Origin of the sequence: Novipirellula rosea (genome assembly GCF_039541335.1) — a bacterium.
Taxonomy (GTDB): domain Bacteria; phylum Planctomycetota; class Planctomycetia; order Pirellulales; family Pirellulaceae; genus Novipirellula; species Novipirellula rosea.
Map to the genome: position 1 here is coordinate 26766 of NZ_BAABGA010000023.1, position 20495 is coordinate 47260.

Genomic DNA, 20495 nt, shown 5'->3' on the forward strand with positions numbered 1-20495 from the left:
ACGTAACCTCACGAGTAACACCCGATGTCCTTCCGAACTCGCAATTGGTGGCAGCAATCTCTGTTGACGCTGGACCAGTTGACGGTTTGCACACGCAATATCGTGCGAGGACCGGTTTCACGTCGCTCGTGGCAGCGAGGACTGGAACTTTCGCCGCTCGAGCCGCGAATTCTATTTAGTGCCTCGCCGATCGACGCTGCTGCCATGGATGCGGCGGACGATTCCGCAGTGATGGTGGCAGAGGTTGCCCCAACCGAAAGTGAATCCTCGTCACTCGATACGACCTCGCAAAACCAGGCGACTCAAGCCGCGGTCGAGATAGTCGTGGTCGATTCACGCGTCCAGGATCTCCAGCAATTACTGGAAGACCTTGGCCAGTCAGAGCGAAACTTCGAAGTTTTCGTGCTGGACGCACAGCGGGACGGCGTGGACCAGATTAGCGAGATCCTTTCCGGGCGTTCCAACGTTTCGTCGCTTCACATTGTCTCGCACGCCGAAGATTTTGCCGTTCGTTTGGGCAATGTTTGGCTCGGCAGCGAGAACCTCGAAGGGTACGCTGGGCAAATTGCAGGATGGAATTCATCGCTTAACGTCGATGCCGACATTCTGTTTTACGGATGTGACTTGGCATCGGGTGAGAGCGGCCGCACGCTCATCGATTCGGTCAGCACGCTGACGGGGGCCGATGTCGCGGCCAGCGATGACGACACAGGGTATGCCAATTTTGCTGCCGATTGGGACTTGGAATACCGCACCGGAGCAATCGAGTCGGAGGTCGCGTTTAGTTCCGAACTGCAGCAGAATTGGATTGGCAAGCTCTCCACAATCACGGTCAATACGTTTACGGACGAAGTCTCTGCAAACGGTTTCACCTCGTTTCGCGAAGCGATTGCTCTGGCTACAGCCGGGGACACGATTGTTTTGGGGGCAGGGACTTACAATCTGACCATCGACACTCTCGAAATCAGCAAGAATCTAACCATCACCGGAACGGATGCTCGATCGACGATTATCGACGGAAGCGCCCTCGGCAAACGCGTCTTTGAATTACAAGGAACCAGCGTTGTCACGATGTCGTCGATGACGATTCAAGGTGGCAACGAGGGTAGTGGTGGCGGTATCTACGTCAATGATTCAAGCGTGTTGAACCTATCCGACGCGTTACTGCGAAATAACACCAGCGACGATGGAGGGGCGATTCACGTCCACGGAACCGCAAACTTGCAACGGGTACTGCTGTTCGATAACAACGCGTCCGGCAAGGGCGGAGCCATCAATTTCCATGGCGCCGACGGCGGAACGCTAACGAATGTGACAATCAGCGGCAATACTGCTAACAACGATGGCGGTGGCCTGTATACCGACACGAACATCACGATCATCAATTCGACGATCACGATGAACACCGGTGACAAGGGCGGTGGGATCGTTAATAACGGTGCCGTCGTGACGATCAGTAATACGATCATCGCGAATAACACCGGGATCAGCGCCGATCCCGATGTCATGGGTGATTTTTCCAGTGATGGATCCAACTTGATTCAAACGGTCGGTACGGCAACGGGATTTGGTGGCGACATCACGGGGACGAATCCGAATCTCGGGGCGTTGACCAATAATGGCGGTCAAACCGACACGCATGCCATCACCACCAGCAGTGCGGCATACAACGCCGGGACGGCAACCGGCGCCCCCTCGGTTGATCAGCGTGGAGTCGCACGCGATGGATCGATTGATATCGGAGCCTTCGAATACTCCATGCTTGCCAACAACGCACCTGTGTTGGACAGCACCAAGAGCCCAGCGTTAACGGCAATCAATGAGGATGCGGGTGCTCCGTCTGGAGCGGTCGGCACGCTTGTCTCACAACTCGTGGACCTCTCGTCGCCATCGGGACAATTGGACAACGTGACCGACGTGGATGTCAGTCCTTCGTTGGGCATTGCCATCACGGCCGCCGATTCTACCAACGGAACTTGGTGGTATTCGACCGACAATGGTTCGACCTGGACAACACTTGGTGCCGTCTCGGGCGTCAGCGCCAGATTGCTTGCGGCAGACGCAGCAACGCGGTTGTATTTCCAGCCCAACGCCAATTGGAACGGCAGCATTGCCAACGCAATCACGTTCCGTGCTTGGGATCAAACGCAGTACACTGTCGACAGCTTGGCAGACACGTCGGTAAACGGGGGTGCTACGGCATTTTCTGCGGCGACCGACACCGCATCGTTGGTCATCTCTGCAATCAATGATGCTCCTGAAAACAGTCTGCCCGCCACTCAGATCGTCATGGTCGGGCTCGCCAAGACATTTAATGCCGCTAATGGAAATTTGATCTCGATTAGCGATATCGATGCGAATTCGGGATCGCTACAGGTGACGCTTAACGCGACCAAGGGTGTTGTCTCGTTGAGCGGCGTCACGGGCTTGTCGTTTACGGAGGGCGATGGAACCGCCGACATCACAATGACGTTTAGCGGAACGATAGCGGAGATCAACGCGGCGCTTGATGGACTGAGTTTCACCGGCACAGCCAATGGGGCCGGCAGCTTGCAAATCGTGACCAACGACTTGGGCAACACCGGGATTGACGGTGCAAAAAGTGATGACGATACCGTCGCCATCAACATCAATCCATTCCTTACCGTTCTGGATCAATTCAACAGCAATACCTTTAGCGGCAACGACGGCGCCGTGGATTGGAGCAACAGTTGGCAAGAGATCGGCGAGAGCAACGGAGTAAGTGCTGGGAATGTGCAGATTGTCACGAAATTCGGAGCCCAGGGAATTGAATTTTGGCAGAGCAGCAAAGGAGCGATGCGACAAGCGAATTTGACTGGTGCCACGACGGCCACACTCAGCTTTGACTATGCTCGTACTGGACTGGATGATGCCGCCGATTTTATTGTTATCGAAGCCTCTTCAAACGGTGGCGGATCATGGAGCGAACTCGATCGCTTTGCAGGCCCAACGAATGATGGTGCACTGCAGTCGACGAGCTACGACATCAGCAGCTTCATTGCGAGTAACACGCAGATTCGTTTTGTCACCAATGGCATGAATGCCACGGAATCGCTGTTCGTCGATAACGTGCAAATCCAATACAGCGTGGTCGGTCCGGTGGGCGCAGTCGCCGACACCGACCTGGGGGCGAACGAAGTCGATGAAGATGTGGCCAATGGAACCACGGTCGGCGTGACCGCTTTCGCCATCGACCCTAGTGACACCGTGTCCTATTCGCTCGATGACGATGCCGGCGGACGTTTCGAGATCAACAGCACGACCGGAGTGGTGACCGTTTCCAATGGATCGCTATTAAATTATGAGGCCGCGACGTCTCATGATATCACCATTCGTGCCACCAGCAGCGACACATCGACCACCACAGAAACGTTCACGATCAACGTTTTGGCGGTCAATGAAAGCAGTCCCGAGATCACATCCAACGGTGGCGGAGCGACGGCGAGCGTCAATGTCGCCGAAAATCATACTGCGGTGACAACCGTGGTTGCTACGGATGCCGATGCCCCGGCTCAAACACTGACCTATTCAATTAGCGGCGGTGCCGACGCGGCGAAATTCACCATCAATGGCTCAACCGGCGTGCTGAGTTTCATCGCCGCACCTGACTTCGAAACCCCCACCGATGTCGGTGGCGACAATGTGTATGACGTCATTGTCGAAGTAACCGATGGCTCGTTGACCGACAGCCAAGCAATTGCAGTGACGGTCAATGACGCAGTCGAAACCGGATTGCCATCCGACAGCATTCTGATCAGTACCGACCAAAACGTAACCTCCAGTGGGGCTCCGGGATTATCGGCATGGGATGCAGGAGAAGTGATCGAGTTTGGTAGCATCGCCAGCCTGGATCCCGTTGCGGGAACAACCAGTGGTAGTTTTGCGAGCCTGTTTAATCTGACTTCGTTTGCTCAAGACGGCGCAGCCGATATCGAGTCGCTGCACTATGTCACCGAAGACATCACGATCGGAAACACCACCACGTATGATCTGCAAGCCGGGGACGTGCTATTCGCCACACGTGATATCGAAACGCTGATCAGCACCAACACATTGGCGGTCACTCGCAACGACTTGGTCGTCTTTCGGCCCGATGCCACGGGCGATTACAGTTCGGGAACCTTCACGATTTTGCTGAAAGATCCCGTCAGTCTTGGATTTCATGCTGTGACCTTGATAACGCAAGACACCGTCGTCGGCGACGTCACGTTGTCTAAAGGCAGTTTCTTGCTTGCTCATACCGACTCGCTTCAACATCACAAGATCCAGTACTACACGCCCGACAATGTCGGGGCGATTAGCACGACTGGGACGCTGCAGACCTTGATCGACGAAACCTCGATTTTGAGTGGTCAATTGCAGGGATTGGACCTGATTGAAAACAGTGTCACCCTTGGTGGTCATACATTGAACGTGGGCGAGATTCTTGTTTCGGTAAAAGGCGGCGGGACGGTAGGCAGCAATAATCTCGTCGTGACCGGAAATGACATCTTTTCCATCTCGGTAACGACGACCGATCTGGGATCTCCCGCATCCAACTTCATCGCCACGTTGGTGCTGGACGGATCGGATGTCGGATTGGATTCGCTCCCAGAGGAAATCTTTGGTTTTTCGTTGACTTCGCCAACCTTACCTCCAAACCAAGCCCCGGTGATCACCAGTGACGGCGGAGGTGTCAATGCAGCAGTAAATGTGGATGAAAACACATCGACCGTGACCACGGTTGCGGCATCCGACGCGGACTTGCCGACCCAAACGCTCAGCTATTCGATTAGCGGGGGTGATGATGCGGCCAAGTTTACGATCAATAGTGCGACGGGAGTGCTTAGCTTCATCGCGGTTCCCGATTTTGAGTCTCCGACCGACACCGGTGGCAACAACGTCTATGACGTGATTGTCCAAGTCAGCGACGGATCGCTAACCGACACACAAGCGATCGCGGTGACTGTCACGGCGGTGAACGACAACGCTCCGGCAATCACCTCCAATGGTGGCGGTGCGAGTGCCGCGATCAATGTGACTGAAAACACCACCGGGGTGACGACGGTAACAGCGACGGACGCCGATTTGCCCGGCCAAACGCTTACCTACTCAATCAGTGGCTCCGACGCAGCCACATTCACCATCAACAGTTCAAGTGGTGAGTTGAGCTTTATCGCGCCGCCCAATTTCGAGGCTCCGACCGACACCGGCGGCGACAACATCTACAACGTCACCGTTGAAGTCAGCGACGGAACATTCACCGACACCCAGACGCTCGCCGTGACCGTAACCGATGCGAGCGAAAAATTAACCGCATCCAGCGAATTTTTGGTCAATGACGAAACTGGCGATCAACAAGTCACCAGCGCCGAGGACCGTGGCAATCAACGGGCGGTGTCGATGGCCGCCGATGGCAGCTACGTCGTTGTGTGGACCAGTTTGAATCAAGACGGATCGGGCAAAGGCGTTTACGCCCAAAGATTTGACGCAAGCGGAGCGGCGATCACGACTGAGTTTCGCGTCAACGAGACGATCACCAACGATCAACAATGGGCCAGCGTCTCATCCGCGTTCGACGGCACGTTTGTCGTGACTTGGACGAGCAACCAAGGAGCAACCGGGGACGACATTTATTACCGGCGGTTCGCTGCCGATGGCACGGCACTGACCGGCGAGTTAGTCGCAAACACCAGCACATCGGGAACCCAAAAGAATTCGATTATTGGGATGAACACCCACACCGGTGAATTTGTGATCGCGTGGCAGGGCAACGGAACCCAGAGCGGAGAGAGCGATTCGGCCGGAATTTTTGCTCAGCGATTTGATGGTTCTGGATCGGCAGTGGGAACTGAATTTCGCGTCAACTCATCGACCTTCGGTACCCAATACGACGCTGCAATCGCAGTCAACAACAATGGCGATTTCGTGGTCGTTTGGGACGATTCAAATGGAATTCATTTCCAACGCTTTGACGACGACGCTAATGAACAGGGTGGTCAAGTCACCGTGTCGGGCAGCACGTTCGCCGGCAACGCCGCCGTGGCGATGCACAGCGACGGCTCGTTCGTCGTCGTGTGGCGACAATCCGGAGCACTCACCCCGAGCGATGTCTACCTGCAACGCTATAGCAACACCGGATCCACGCTGGGCAGCACGCAGAGCGTCGCCAGTACGGGAAGCTTTGACCAAGTCGATCCATCGATCGCCATGGACGAAAATGGAAAGTTCATCGTCGTTTGGGAAGGCTATGGGTCGCAGTCGGGACAATCCGATTCGTCCGGAGTTTTTGGCCAGAAGTATTTTGCCAATGGTAGCCAGATTGGAAACGAATTCCGAGTCAACGAGAGCACCTCGGGCATTCAGAGCAAGGCTTCGGTTGCGATGCTGGACGTCGATAATTTTGTCGTCGTTTGGAGCGGGGCAGGAGATCAAACGGGTGAAGTCGACACCAATGGCGTCTTCGCTCGCCAATATGGAACCGCAGGTACAAATACCGCTCCCACCGTCACGCTGACCAACAAACTCGCCTCGTTGGCGGAAGATGCCGACACGGGCTCGAGTATCAAGATCTCGGATATCGTGATCGCCGACGATGGCAACGGTACCAATGTGCTTTCGTTGGTGGGTGATGACGCCGCCATGTTTGAGATCGTGGGTGGCAACGAATTGCATTTGAAAGCGGGCGTGACGCTCGACTTTGAAACCAATCCCTCACTCGATGTGACCATCCGTGTGGATGATGCACAGATTGGCGTTACGTTTGAGGATTCCGATTCACTTGCCATCGCAATTACAAATGTCAACGAAGCCCCCACGATCACGCTGACTCCCGTCGTCACGACGATCGCCGAGGATACCGACACCAGTTCCGGCAGTATTAAAGTCGCGGACATTAGCATCACCGATGATGGAACGGGTACCAATGATCTTTCGCTGTCCGGTGATGACGCCGCCATGTTTGAGATCGTCGGTGGTAACGAATTGCACTTGAAAGCGGGCGCGACGCTCGACTTTGAAACCAATCCCTCGCTTGATGTCACCGTGCGTGTCGATGACACCGATCTTGGTGCTACGTTTGAAGATTCCGATTCCCATGCGATTTCGATTACGAATGTCAACGAAGCACCCACGGTCACACTGACTCCTGTCGTCACGACGATGGGCGAGAATACCGACACCAGTTCCGGCAGCATTAAAGTCGCAGACATTGCCATCACCGATGATGGAACGGGTACCAATGACCTTTCGCTGTCCGGTGATGACGCTGCCATGTTTGAGATCGTCGGCGGTAACGAATTGCACTTAAAAGCGGGCGCGACGCTCGACTTTGAAACCAATCCCTCACTTGATGTGACCGTCCGTGTCGATGACGCGGATCTTGGGGTTACGTTTGAAGATTCTGATTCCCACGCCATCTCGATTACGAATATCAACGAAGCCCCCACGGTCACGCTGACTCCCGTCGTCACGACACTGGGCGAAAACGCTGACACCAGTTCCGGCAGCATTAAGGTCGCGGACATTGCCATCACCGATGATGGAACGGGTACCAATGATCTTTCGCTGTCCGGTGATGATGCCGCCATGTTTGAGATCGTCGGTGGTAACGAATTGCACTTGAAAGCGGGCGCGACGCTCGACTTTGAAACCAACCCCTCGCTTGATGTCACCGTGCGTGTCGATGACGCGTCAATCACGGGAAATCCCGATGACTCTGCCGCCTATTCTGTTTCGATCACCAATCAGAACGACGCTCCGACGATCGGCGGAACGGCCAACCAAACGATGAACGACAATGCCACCAAGGCAGTGTTTGACAGCGTCACGATCGCTGATGTGGACGGGGACAATGTGTCGATTACCGTCTCACTTAGTGGCGGCAATGCCAACGGATCCTTTACCACGGCTTCGCTCGTGGCCAGCGGGTTCAGCGACGATGGCGGCGGTGTGTACTCGCGAACGGCTTCCACGGCCGCAGCGGCACAAATCGCAATTCGCCAATTGGTGTTTGATCCGACCGAAAACCAAGCTGCGGTCGGCACCGCGACCTCCACTACGATCACCATTACCGTGGCCGATGCGATCACGGATCATTCAAAAAACATTGTCGTGGACGCCACTTCCATTAACGATGTCGCCACAGGACAACCTGTCATCGCCGGAGTCGCGACGCAGGGACAGACCTTGTCCGCCAACACCAGCGGCATCGCGGATGCGGATGGATTAGGCAGCTTTGTCTATCAATGGACGCGTGACGGCAGCGTGATTGCAGGTGCCACCTCGAGTACGTATACGCTCTCGGCTGCGGATGTCGGCCGTGCGATGCGAGTTTCCGTTAGTTTCACAGACGCCCTCGGATCAGCCGAAGGACCGCTGGTCAGCAACGCGACCACAAACGTCGTGGGCGTCAACACCGCTCCGGTGATGACCAACACGCAGGTCAACGTGGTTTCGGGTCAACGATCGGAATTTGGGTCCGGCGTGTTCCGAAGCAATGCAGTGGACATTGATGGCGATCCATTGACGGCTGTGTTGGTGACGCCACCTGCCAGCGGCAGTTTGACCGTCGACCCGAGCGGCCAATTTGTCTACACGTCGGACTCAGGATTTACCGGAACGGTTAGTTTTCAGTGGAAGGCAAACGATGGCGCCAGCGACAGCAACGTTGCGACGGTGGTGATCAACGTGCTTCCTGCAGCGATTCCTCTACCGCCACCGCCGCTGAGCACCACGCCCGAACCAGATACACGGCCGGAACCCGAAGCGGAAAACAACGACACCGACAAAGATGCGGACAAAGAATCTGATAACGACACCGCCAATGTCAACAACGTCAACTTGGTAGGCATGCAGTCCGAGCAGGTTGAAAAACTAAGTGCTGTCGGCGAGACCAAGAACGTGATTGAATTTTTGCAAACTGACAATGAGGAAACAGACAAGGTTGCCGTATTCGAAGTTCAATCCACCAACCCAATCACGATCGAGGCAGAGGAAGGGACCGATGGGCAGTATCGGTCCGATACGGTGGTGACAAGCCAACTACAGAATTCAAACATGGGATTCGACGAACTGGCGTTTCAGCCGATCTCGGTAGCCGATTACGCCCTGTTGACCCGACCGGGTGAAATGTGGGACCAGCTAGATAACTATCAAAGGCAACTCGATAGCCAGATCCAAGGCGACTTGATCGTCGTGGGAACCGCAGGCGCGGCGGCATCAAGTTTCACCGTCGGGATCGTGGCATGGGCCCTGCGTAGCGGGTTCCTTGTATCAGGGTTATTGGCACATATGCCGGCATGGCGAGCGGTCGACCCCTTGCTGATTATGCAAGGCGTCGGGGGCAGTGACGATGGGGAGTCACTCGAAGAATTGATGGACCGCCGCAACCAAGAGATGGACGAATAAGAAGCACGGGAAAAAACATGAACTTATTACAACGTATACCGATCCGCATCCGAATCTCTTTCGGGCTTGTGGGCTTGATGACGGGCAGTTTGCTGGTCGCCAGCGCCGGGGGATTTTTCCCCAACGAGCAGGAAGAAATCTTGCGTGGACGCGCCAAATTGTGTGAATCGCTTGCGATTAGCGGCACCGCAATGGCTGCGTCCGGACAAGTGGATTCGCTGCATGTTGCGTTAGCATCGATCGTTCAGCGTGACCCTCAAGTGCTATCGATTGGACTGCAGAACACTGAAGGACAAACCGTCGTTTCCGCGGGGGCGCACGAAGAGACATGGGATGCTGATGCGGAAAACGGCATGAATCAAATGCGGGTCCCCATTTTTCGTCATGGCAAACAATGGGGCGAACTACAAGTGGCCTTCGAACCGACCGGCGGACTACTGGGGTTGGATCACTGGGCACCGGCTTGGTTGTTGATCGTTTTGATCCCGGCGTGCTTACTGCAGTTTTCGTTCTTCCTGCGAAAAACACTCGAAAACCTTGATCCGTCTGGGGCGGTACCCACCCATGTCGAAAAGGCGCTTGACACGTTCACCGTGGGATTGTTCCTGTTGAATTCACGCGACCGAATCCTGTTCGCAAATCAACGACTGGCGATCCTACTGGGCTGCACGGCGGACGAACTTGTCGGCAAGCGAACTTCCGAACTTGCTTGGATTCATCCTGACAAAACGGCCGCGACTTTACCGTGGGAAGATGCCAAACAAACCAATGATTCCGTGAACGATCGAATTCTACATTTCGAATTGAACGGTCGTATGTTGACCTTTAGCGTGAATTGCACGCCGATCACGGGACAGGGATTTCTTGCGACGTTTGACGACATCACGTTGATCGAAGAAAACAAGGTCGAATTGGCGAATGCTCGCGATGAAGCCCAAAACGCAAACGAAGCCAAGAGTGCGTTTCTTGCCAACATGAGTCACGAGATTCGAACTCCGCTGAATGCGGTGCTCGGATTCACCGATGTGTTGCGACGCGGATTGGTTACGAATTCGGACGAAGCGATTGGCCATCTGAACATGATCCACAACAGCGGTGAACATCTGCTCGAATTGATCAACGATATTCTTGACCTGTCCAAAATCGAAGCAGGTCGATTGCAGGTCGAAATGATCGACACAAACGTCCAAGAGACAATCACGACCGTGGCGAGTGTGCTTCAAGAACGTGCGGTCGAGAAAAACTTGGAAGTCCACGTTGAATTCAATTCACCGTTGCCTCGTATCATGCAAACCGATCCGACGCGATTGCGTCAAGTCATCACCAACTTGGTAGGCAACGCGATCAAGTTTACGGACGAAGGTGCAGTGAAAATTGTCGTCGATGTGGATACCGAAAACGATTCCGCAGCAATGTTGAAAATCGCAGTGGTCGACAGCGGCATTGGGATGACCCCCGACCAACAAAGCAAGATTTTTCAATCGTTTGTCCAGGCCGACAGCTCGACGACTCGAAAATACGGGGGCACGGGTCTAGGATTGTCGATTAGCCGCCGTTTGACCGAAGCGATGGGAGGTGATCTGAGCGTAGCCAGCGAAGTCAATGTCGGCAGCACGTTCACGATTACGCTTCCGGTCGACCCGCAAGCGATGGAAGACGTGATCACCCCCGAAGAAATCCAGTCACAAGCCAACCAAAGTCATGCCAATGTCTCGGAAAATGGGCTGATCCGCTTGCCCGCCTTGCCGGTTCTGGTGGTCGATGATGGCGAAGCCAACCGACGACTGATCGAATTGGTGCTCGGACGTGCCGGAGCGATCGTGACGACCGCCGAAAATGGTCTCGAAGCGATCCGTTTGCTAAGCGAGTCCGATTATTCGCTCGTTTTGATGGACATGCAGATGCCGGTGCTCGACGGTTACACGGCCACGCGGCGTTTGCGTGAATGCGGGGTGACCACGCCGATCATCGCGTTGACCGGAAACGCGATGAAGGGAGACCGCGAAAAATGTATCGATGCGGGTTGTGACGACTTCTTGACCAAACCGGTCAACATCGACGAACTGCTTAGCCACGCCCAAGCTTACCTTGGCGAGGACGACGCTGTGCATCCTGAAACATCCGCAATGATTGATGGCTCGGAAGCGGCAAATCCACTTCCCACCGAAGAAACATCCGCTGCAACTCCGCTGCTGCCCAACTTGGCATCCGAGGATACATCATTGCGATACGACGGTGCATCTCCGATCCATCCCACGTTGCCGATGAGCGATCCCGATTATCGAGCCATCACGACTGACTTTGTCTCTCGACTCGACAAACGGTTGCAGGCGATGGAGAATGCGATTGCCAGCGACGATTTCGAGACGCTGAAGGCGGAAGCCCACTGGCTAAAAGGATCGGGCGGGACCGTCGGATTAGGCGTATTCACAGAATCCGCGGCGATGTTAGAGCGGGGAGCGGGGCAATTCGAGCGTTCTCAGTTGGAGCAATTGCTCGATGACATTCGCGATCTGCAGCGACGAATCGTGATCCCGGCGGTTGACTGTGCCGATCCGCCGCAAGCACCGCCGAAAATGGCAGTTCCCGAACCTCCGACCACCACCGGCAGCGAACCCGTGGGTGACCCAATCTATTCATCGTTACCACTGGATGATCGCGAGTTCTGCGAAATTATTATCGATTTCGTTGGCCGGCTTGATCCCCAAATTGCCGAGATGCGACGTCTGGTTGCTTCGGGCGCGACACAGGAATTGATTGATTTGGCGCACTGGTTAAAGGGAGCTGGTGGAACCGTGGGTTACAGTGAATTCACCGCGCCAGCGTCCGCGTTGGTTGACGCGGTAAGATCAGGTTCCCAACCGGAATGCGAGAAGTGTGTCGATGCGATTCAATCCATTCGCGAGCGTTTAGTCGTTCCCGTGTTGTAAACACTCGCAGCGCGTCGTTCAAAGTTCGATGGTCGGCATAATCGGAAAGATCGTTCCATTTAACCTGATCCAACGATGATTCCAATGCGACCGTGGCTGCATTGCCGAGACGTGCTTAGGTGTGAGCCATGCTATAGGAGCTGAAATCTTCTTAACGCATTGTGACGCCGGCCATGATTAGCTCAATCGCTTCCTCGCCCACGCCTTCGAACCTGTTCCCTAGCGCCGCGGTCCCGCTCGGATCCCATGTGGCTGCAAAGTCTGCTGCGCACTTGTCGGGCAAGATCATGATCGTTGACGACGAGATCGCGAATGTCTTGGTCGCTAAAAAGCATCTCGAGCAAGCCGGTTACAGTTCGTTCGAAATGACAACCGATTCCTCGGTCGCACTGAATCTGATTTGTGCAAACCGTCCCGATGTCGTGCTGCTTGACATCAACATGCCCGAAGTTGATGGGATCACGATCCTTCGCCAGCTTCGAGAACGGGCCGAGTTTCGTCACTTGCCAGTATTGATTCTGACGGCGAACAGTGAAGCCGAAGTGAAGCTCAAATGTTTAGATCTAGGCGCGACTGACTTTCTGGTCAAACCGGTGGATCCAATGGAACTCGCACCTCGTGTGCGAAACGCACTGCTGACGAAATCGTTCCAAGACCAGTTACAGAAACATGCGTCGCAGTTGGAGGAAAAAGTTCAGCAGCGTACCCAAGATCTCGAGCGGTCACGCCGCGAAGTGATCTATTGTTTGGCGCGTGCGGCAGAGCTGCGAGATAACGATACTGGAAACCATGTGATTCGGGTGGGGCGATTTGCGGGGCTGATCGCAGACCAACTCGATTTACCCAATTGGTATGTCGAAGACGTCGAGCTCGCGGCCCAGCTACATGACGTCGGTAAGATTGCGGTTCCCGACGCCATTTTGCTTAAACCGGGACGGATCGAACCCGAAGAATTTGAACTGATCAAAAACCATCTTCGCAAAGATGGCCCGAGCATCGAGCCGCACTGCGGTGATGATGTCCAAACGATGCGAAAGCACGTTGAAATAGGCTCGAAAATGTTGCAGGACGGCAGTTCGCTGATGCGATTGGCCGCCAGCATCGCGATGACACACCACGAGAATTTTGATGGCAGCGGCTATCCGATGGGATTGGCCGGTGAAGCGATTCCCTTGGAAGGACGGATCACCGCAGTCGCCGACGCTTACGACGCGTTGGCATCCGACCGATCGTACAAACAGGCGTTACCACGAGCGACCTGTTTCGAGATTCTAGAGCAACAGCGTGGCAAACACTTTGATCCCGCGGTGCTGGACGCCTTCTTTCGCGCCTCGCGAGATATCGTGCAAGTGCAAGTCGAATTCATGGACTTCTGCACCCCCACACCTGCTTAGGCACGCTGCTCTGTGGTGACTTCACCTTGACCCCGATGCATTCGGCTGTGTGATTTTAGCGTCTTAGAAGCCACCTCGCCCGAGCGCAGCTGGGGAGAGGTCGGACGGGCCCTTAAGGCCTCGTCCGGGTGAGGGCCGTGGTGCGCACACTTGATGCGGCGTACGACGCGGATTGCGCGGACGGCCCTCACCCGAGCAGTCGCTAAAGGCTCTGCTCGACCTCTCCCAAACAAGTTTGGGAGAGGTGACATACCGCAAGTCACCTCTCCCAGCGAAGCTAGGGAGAGGTCGGACGGGCCCTTTAGGCCTCGTCCGGGTGAGGGCCGTGGTGCGCACACTTGATGCAGCGTACGGCGTGGATTGCTCGGACGGCCCTCACCCGAGCAATCGCTAAAGGCTCTGCTCGACCTCTCCCAAACTTTGTTTGGGAGAGGTGACACAACGCAAGCCACCTCTCCCGAGCGAAGCTGGGGAGGGGGCGGACGGGCCCTTTAGGCCTCGTCTGGGTGAGGGCCGTGGTGCGCACACTTGATGCAGCGTACGGCGCGGATTGCGCGGACGGCCCTCACCCGAGCAATCGCCCTGCGCTCTGCTCGACCTCTCCCAAACAAGTTTGGGAGAGGTGACATACCGCAAGTCACCTCTCCCAGCGAAGCTGGGAGAGGTCGAACGGGCCCTTTAGGCCTCGTTCGGGTGAGGGCCGACCGCGCACACTTGATGCAGCGTACGACGCGGATTGCGCGGACGGCCCTCACCCGAGCAATCGCTCTGCGCTCTGCTCGACCTCTCCCAAACAAAGTTTGGGAGAGGTGATTTGCTCTGCCGACGGCACTTATTGCCGCCCGAACCTAACTGAAGTTAGGTGTTGGTGGGCGGTAGTCGGATAACTTGATCGTTTTGAACCAATCGATCGTATGCTTCAGGCCTTCGGCCAATGGCACCTTCGGTTCCCAACCCAGTTGTTCTTTTGCCAAGCTGATATCGGGACGGCGACGCGTGGGATCATCCGATGGCAGTGGACGCGTGACCAACTTGCTTTTTGATCCGACCAACGACATCACATTTTCAGCCAGTTCGCGGATCGTAAACTCATCGGGGTTTCCGATGTTGACCGGCCCGGTGAAATTGTCTTTGTTCATCATCGCAATGATGACGTCGACGAGATCATCGCGGTAACAGAACGATCGCGTCTGAGATCCTTCGCCAAAGATCGTGATGTCTTCGCCGCTGAGTGCTTGGCGAATGAAATTGGAAACCACGCGTCCATCATAGGGATGCATGCGAGGTCCGTAGGTATTGAAAATACGGACGATCCGCACGTCGACATTATTGCTGCGGTGATAATCCATAAACAACGTTTCCGCAGCTCGTTTGCCTTCGTCGTAACAGGCGCGGATACCGATCGGATTGACGCTACCGCGGTAGCTCTCGGTTTGCGGATGAACTTCGGGATCGCCGTAGACCTCGCTGGTACTGGCTTGCAAGATCCGTGCGCCACATCGCTTGGCAACGCCCAACATGTTGATCGCCCCCAACACGCTGGTTTTCATGGTTTTGATCGGGTTGTATTGGTAGTGACCCGGCGCCGCAGGGCAGGCCATGTTGTAGATCTGGTCGACCTCCAGAAAGATTGGCAGCGTGATGTCGTGTCGAATCAGTTCAAAGTTGGGTCGACCCAACAAATGAGAAACGTTTGATTTTTGGCTCGTGAAAAAGTTATCGAGGCAAATGACGTCGTGTCCGTCGTTAACCAATCGTTCGCAGAGGTGCGAACCGAGGAAGCCGGCGCCCCCGGTGACAAGAATTCGTTGAATCATGCTAATTACGCTTTGAAAGTGAACGGGTAGTCGTTGCCCAAGCCTAACTTATTTGCCGAGCAATGGGCGAGCCCAGGTTTTAAAAGAAGCGGCTACAACAGCAGATTGTCGATCAGCCGTGTTGGACCGACAAAAGCAGCGATCAAAGCGACTGCGGGACCGTCTATTTGACGGATCGGAGCCAGCGAATCGGCGTCCACGATCGTGGCGTAGTCAATTTTGTCCACCGATTCTGCCGCGTCACCATCGCCTAGCAATTCCCGGTGCATCTGGTGCTGTAACGTCTCGACGTCCCTCTCGCCCGCTTGCACCCGCCGCTGCGTGTTTTGCAATGTCCTGGAAATCTGCAAGGCAATTTGCCGCTGCTCGGGATCGAGATAGCGGTTGCGACTGCTAAGCGCCAACCCATCGGGTTCACGGACGGTGTCACAAGCGACCACATCGATGCCGACATTCAAGTCACGCACCATCGCCTCGATGACTTTTAATTGTTGATAATCCTTGCGTCCAAAGAACGCATGCGTGGCTGGCAAAATTTGGAACAACTTCATCACAATCGTGGTAACGCCGCGGAAATGATCGGGACGAAACTCGCCTTCTAACGGCGCAGCCACAGCGGGCGGTTGGACATAGGTGCTGAATCCCGGCGGGTAGATCATAGAACTTTCGGGAACAAAAACCGCCGCGGCTCCCTGCGACTGCAACAGCTCGCAATCTTGTTCGAGTGTTCGCGGATACTTTTGCAAATCTTCATGAGGTGCGAACTGAGTCGGATTCACAAAGATCGTGGCGATCGTGACGTCGCAATGTTTCTGTGACTCGGCGACTAAAGACAAATGTCCCTGATGCAACGCGCCCATCGTGGGAACGATGCCAACACGCTGGCCTTTACCGCGCGCGGAAAGCACATATTCGCGTGCTGCTTCGGGAGTGGAGAGTCGATCCATGTTGCGAGTGCTTTGTCCAGATTTGTTTTTAGCGGTAGCGGAACTCGTGCATGAGTTTCGTTAGAGAAGGGAGAACGGCCGAAAGTCTTGACGACTTCCGCTGCGGTCAACCCCTCATTTTCAACTTGGACAATGCATTAGAACGGCGTCGAAGTCGCTTCTTCGAGCACCTTTTCGCTAACGTAAATCGGCAGCGCCGGAGTGAACGTCACCGCCACCGCGATCGCGTCGCTTGGCCGCGAATCGATCGTGATCACTTCGCCATCCTGTTTGCGAAGGTTTAGCTGGGCAAAATAGGTGTGATCATTTAAATCGGTGATCACGACACTTTCGATCTTCGCGCCCAACGAATCAGCGACACGCACAATCAAATCATGCGTCAAGGGACGTGGCGGATGATACTCTTCCTTCACACGGCGATCGATGTTCGTCGCCTCGAAGATGCCGATCAGAATCGGGAACTCGCGATCTCCATCTTCTTCCTGAAGATAGATCACTTGGTTTTCAGTGAGTTCGGAAATGATAATCCGAGCGAGCTGCATTTTGACAGGCATGGGTAAACACACAGGAACGAAGAGTGTCGAAGTTGAAAAGGAAAAGGGGGCCCACGGGTTTCCATCAACCCATCGGCCGATGCGAACCCCATCCCAAAAATATCATGGCGTTCGCGAGCTTCCTATCCACACGCAATATACCTTGGCAATGCCACGGCGTGTTACCGTGCCGAAAGGCGAATTCGTGAAGATTTTTGACTCGGCCGGTCGATCCCCTGCACCCCCAAATTGATGCAAATGACAACATTCACGTGTTGTCACTACGCTTGCCAGAGCGTGAGATGTCGGCGTCCTCTAGGATTCACCACCTTACAGGCGAAGGTCGCTACGAGAAATTGCTTCACCACGTTGCCCAAATCGGGCGGTTAGAGAACGCTTTCCAGCGAAGAAAGTGCCAGCGGTTCTTTGGTCGCGAAGGGTTCGCCGTAGCGGCGATTGATCAGTCGGCCCCAATTCGACGCCTCGTCACGAAGCCGATCCAAGATCGTCGGCGGCTGCGTGTCTCGGCCCGTAATAAATTGGCTCTCGTAAGCCGAGATCGAAGCGAGTTTCGCGTCCCAGTGGTCGCTGATATCGACAATCCAGCTGGGCTGAATCGCCAATCGCAGGTGGATACAGTAGTAATAGAAGACACGCTCAGGGTGAAACGGCTCGCCTGGCATGTCGGTTTTGCTCAATTTGGCCCAAAACCGAGCCGCTTCGATCAAGTCGGTGGCGGCAACATGATCGGGGTGAGCATCCTGCCAATAGGGAGCAAACACCCATTTCGGTCGCAGTACACGAAAGTAGCTGGCGACCACTTCGCGAGTTTCCAGGGTGTGCAAAAGCCTACGATTTTCCAGCCCCGCGTTGCCTCGCCACGTTAACTTCAACGCTTCGGACGCACGGTTCGTTTCGCTTCGACGCAGCGATTCACTGCCATGCGGCGTCGGCTCGCCCGTCGTCAAATCCAAGACACCGACACGCCATCCCAGCGAAATCATCTTCGCAATCGTCCCTCCCATGCCTAGTTCGGCATCATCGGGATGGGGAGCGACGACCAACATATCCAATGGATCGGTGGGTCCGAGGTCTGCGGGAGCTTCCGTCAGGACGACCGTCATCGTTTTTACACTGGGGTTTTGAGAAGTGTTTTTTTTGAGAACGGGGGTGTGAAGGAGCGTTAGAAAACGACCATCACGGCGTCCCGATCACAGTCACGCAAGCTCTGTCAGGCAAGCTCTGTCAGGCAAGCTCTGTCAGGCAACGCGCATGCAAAAACGACCGGAATGGATCCGGTCGTTCTTTTGGGTGATCGTGGCAGCGCAATGAATGGCGAGGACGCCAGAGCGCGTTTAGCGACGAGCCTTTTTGACCTTGGCACCGCCTTGGCGGACCTTGAATTTAGGATTGCTTTTGCAAATCACATAGATTCGGCCGCGGCGTTTGACCACTTGGCAATCGGGGTGGCGGTACTTCAGGGCGCCGATACTGCTGACAACTTTCATCGGATCGATCTCGTCGGACGTTCGTTTATTTTTTACAGTTCACGCTGCACAGCAGGGTGCTGGAGCGATTTTTCTACATTAGCGAGGGCGGAGTATAGCGTTTTCTATATTTCCTTCAACGGCAAACAGCGCGGATCCCAAGACGACAAGCCAGGTTCTTTTTACTATCCTCTTGTCTGCTGCCGCTGGAATCGACAATTCACCGCCGTTTCGCAGCCGCATTCTCGCGTTTCAGCTCCAAATTCCGTCCTGCCAACCAAGTCCCTGGGAACTCGAAATCCATGTCCAAAATCGCCTACTTTGACTGTCTCAGCGGAATCAGCGGCGACATGACGCTCGGAGCTCTCATCGATATCGGTGCCCAAACCGGCGAACTTGACGCAAACACGATCGAAACTGCCGTCCGCTCGATGGGACTTGGCGAAATCACGATTCAGGCCCAAACGGTCAAAAAACATGGCTTTCGAGCGATCAAAGTCGACATCGCCCATCCCCCCGAGCATGCCCATCGGCATTTGCACCACATCACCGAAATGATTGATCGCGCCGATGCGATCACTCCCGCAGCAAAGCAACTGGCGCACAAAATTTTCCTGGAACTGGCCAAAGCCGAAGCAAAAGTGCATGGTTCGACGATCGAAAAGGTTCATTTTCACGAGGTTGGCGCAATCGATTCGATCGCCGACATCGTGGGCACCGCCGTGGCGGTGACGACGCTGGGGATTGAATCGATCGAGGCTTCGGCGGTCCCCACCGGGTCCGGGACGATCACGATCGCCCATGGCCGCGTCGCCATTCCCGCTCCCGCGACCGCCGAACTTTTGAAGGGAATTCCGATCGCCAGCTCGGATGTGCAGGCCGAATTGACGACCCCGACCGGAGCGGCGATCCTGAAAGCGACCGCATCGCGATTTGGCTCGATCCCCTCGATGAGTACGATTGCCGTCGGCTACGGCGCCGGCAGCAAAGACCTAGAGACCCAGGCCAACATTTTGAAAGTCATGCTCGGCGAGCGCTGTGGCGGGGCGGAGCCATCACCGGAGGCCGCACGTGACTATCCGCTGGAAACCGATCAAGTCGTCGTGCTGGAAACCAACATCGACGACGCGTCGCCTCAGTCGTTGGCTTTTTGTGCCGAACGGTTGCTTGATGCCGGGGCGCTGGACGTGTTCCAAACGCCCTGTGTGATGAAGAAAGGACGTTTGGGCGTCGTTTTGACGACCCTGTGTGACGCCGAACATGTCGCACAACTCGAGTCGATCTTGTTCACCCACACCTCCTCGATCGGGATCCGCCGGCACACGTCAAATCGCCGCAAATTGGTCCGTCGTAGCGAAACCGTCTCGACCGATTTTGGCCCCCTGCGTGGCAAAGTGGTCGTCGTTCCCGGCGGCGCCGAGCGGTTTGCGATCGAAGACGACGACGCCGTGGCGATGGCGAAACAGCACTCGGTCGACGTCGCTCAGGTTCGAGCCGCAGCCCAGTCGGCTTGGCAAAATCGCAATTCCTAAACGAGCACCACAGCGGATGCAGCGGATGCATTCGCCACACCGCAAATCGAGCTGTCACGGGTGGCGTTTGAAGCGGTGCGGCGCAAGACGCCCGGTCTAATTCGAACGTTTTACTCGCTGCAACCGGACGGCTTGCGCCGTGCCGCTACCAAAGTAGATGGCATTGGGCCGCCGCTCCCCCCTCCCAACAGAGACGCCCTCACCACCCGCAATGACGTGGGATGCTCGCTGATTCGCTTTTGCATACCGCACATCGGGTGTATTTGTGAGTACAACGGGCCCCCAAACGCTATTCTTGATCAAGAGCAGCAGGAAGATGCAGACGTTGGCCATCCTGCAATTAAACTAAGGGTGATGGTCGGTTGGATCCCCTTGTTTCGCTTATACTAAAAGAGGAACAAGCCTCTTATGTAAGCGACACCGACCTCTCGCGGCATCTTCATCATC

At 55.3% G+C, this 20495-nt stretch carries 9 protein-coding genes; 4 read left to right on the forward strand and 5 right to left on the reverse strand.

The annotated features are described in order from the left end of the window. Window positions 1-24: 24 nt before the first annotated feature. The 3 genes from ABD971_RS09085 (at window position 25) to ABD971_RS09095 (ending at window position 13732) form a co-directional block, all read left to right on the forward strand. Window positions 25-9408, forward strand: coding sequence for a DUF4347 domain-containing protein (locus ABD971_RS09085; protein WP_345321344.1), 9384 nt, complete (start codon window positions 25-27; stop codon window positions 9406-9408). A gap of 17 nt (window positions 9409-9425) precedes the next feature. Continuing rightward, window positions 9426-12338, forward strand: a complete 2913-nt coding sequence (locus ABD971_RS09090; protein ID WP_345321346.1) for an ATP-binding protein — start codon at window positions 9426-9428, stop codon at window positions 12336-12338. Between the two features lie 173 nt (window positions 12339-12511). Further along, a complete protein-coding gene (locus ABD971_RS09095) occupies window positions 12512-13732 on the forward strand; it encodes an HD-GYP domain-containing protein (protein WP_339937670.1) in 1221 nt (406 codons plus the stop codon). A gap of 848 nt (window positions 13733-14580) precedes the next feature. Here ABD971_RS09095 and ABD971_RS09100 read toward each other — a convergent pair. From ABD971_RS09100 to ykgO, 5 genes are all read right to left on the reverse strand, one after another. After that, a complete protein-coding gene (locus ABD971_RS09100; protein ID WP_339937672.1) occupies window positions 14581-15549 on the reverse strand; it encodes a UDP-glucuronic acid decarboxylase family protein in 969 nt (322 codons plus the stop codon). Between the two features lie 92 nt (window positions 15550-15641). Continuing rightward, window positions 15642-16496 (reverse strand): pantoate--beta-alanine ligase, encoded by an 855-nt coding sequence (gene panC, locus ABD971_RS09105; protein WP_345321350.1) that lies wholly within the window; start codon window positions 16494-16496, stop codon window positions 15642-15644. A gap of 137 nt (window positions 16497-16633) precedes the next feature. Next, window positions 16634-17050 carry a bifunctional nuclease family protein gene (locus tag ABD971_RS09110; RefSeq protein WP_008690868.1) on the reverse strand — a complete coding sequence of 139 codons (417 nt, stop codon included), beginning with the start codon at window positions 17048-17050 and terminating at the stop codon, window positions 16634-16636. A gap of 365 nt (window positions 17051-17415) precedes the next feature. After that, entirely contained in the window at window positions 17416-18153 is a 738-nt protein-coding gene (gene bshB1, locus ABD971_RS09115; RefSeq protein WP_345321358.1) for a bacillithiol biosynthesis deacetylase BshB1, read from the reverse strand. A 231-nt stretch (window positions 18154-18384) separates the two neighbouring features. Next, window positions 18385-18537: a type B 50S ribosomal protein L36 gene (gene ykgO, locus ABD971_RS09120; protein WP_040763550.1), complete on the reverse strand. Its 153-nt coding sequence runs from the start codon at window positions 18535-18537 to the stop codon at window positions 18385-18387. A gap of 281 nt (window positions 18538-18818) precedes the next feature. Here ykgO and larC point away from each other — a divergent pair, with 281 nt between their 5' ends. After that, entirely contained in the window at window positions 18819-20048 is a 1230-nt protein-coding gene (gene larC / locus ABD971_RS09125) for a nickel pincer cofactor biosynthesis protein LarC (RefSeq protein ID WP_345321367.1), read from the forward strand. The last annotated feature ends 447 nt before the right edge of the window (window positions 20049-20495 follow it).

Coding starts and splice junctions, on each gene's coding strand:
- ABD971_RS09085 (WP_345321344.1), top strand. CDS start 25: ATGTCCTTCCGAACTCGCAATTGGTGGCAGCAATCTCTGTTGACGCTG.
- ABD971_RS09090 (WP_345321346.1), top strand. CDS start 9,426: ATGAACTTATTACAACGTATACCGATCCGCATCCGAATCTCTTTCGGG.
- ABD971_RS09095 (WP_339937670.1), top strand. CDS start 12,512: ATGATTAGCTCAATCGCTTCCTCGCCCACGCCTTCGAACCTGTTCCCT.
- ABD971_RS09100 (WP_339937672.1), bottom strand. CDS start 15,549: ATGATTCAACGAATTCTTGTCACCGGGGGCGCCGGCTTCCTCGGTTCG.
- panC (WP_345321350.1), bottom strand. CDS start 16,496: ATGGATCGACTCTCCACTCCCGAAGCAGCACGCGAATATGTGCTTTCC.
- ABD971_RS09110 (WP_008690868.1), bottom strand. CDS start 17,050: ATGCCTGTCAAAATGCAGCTCGCTCGGATTATCATTTCCGAACTCACT.
- bshB1 (WP_345321358.1), bottom strand. CDS start 18,153: ATGACGGTCGTCCTGACGGAAGCTCCCGCAGACCTCGGACCCACCGAT.
- ykgO (WP_040763550.1), bottom strand. CDS start 18,537: ATGAAAGTTGTCAGCAGTATCGGCGCCCTGAAGTACCGCCACCCCGAT.
- larC (WP_345321367.1), top strand. CDS start 18,819: ATGTCCAAAATCGCCTACTTTGACTGTCTCAGCGGAATCAGCGGCGAC.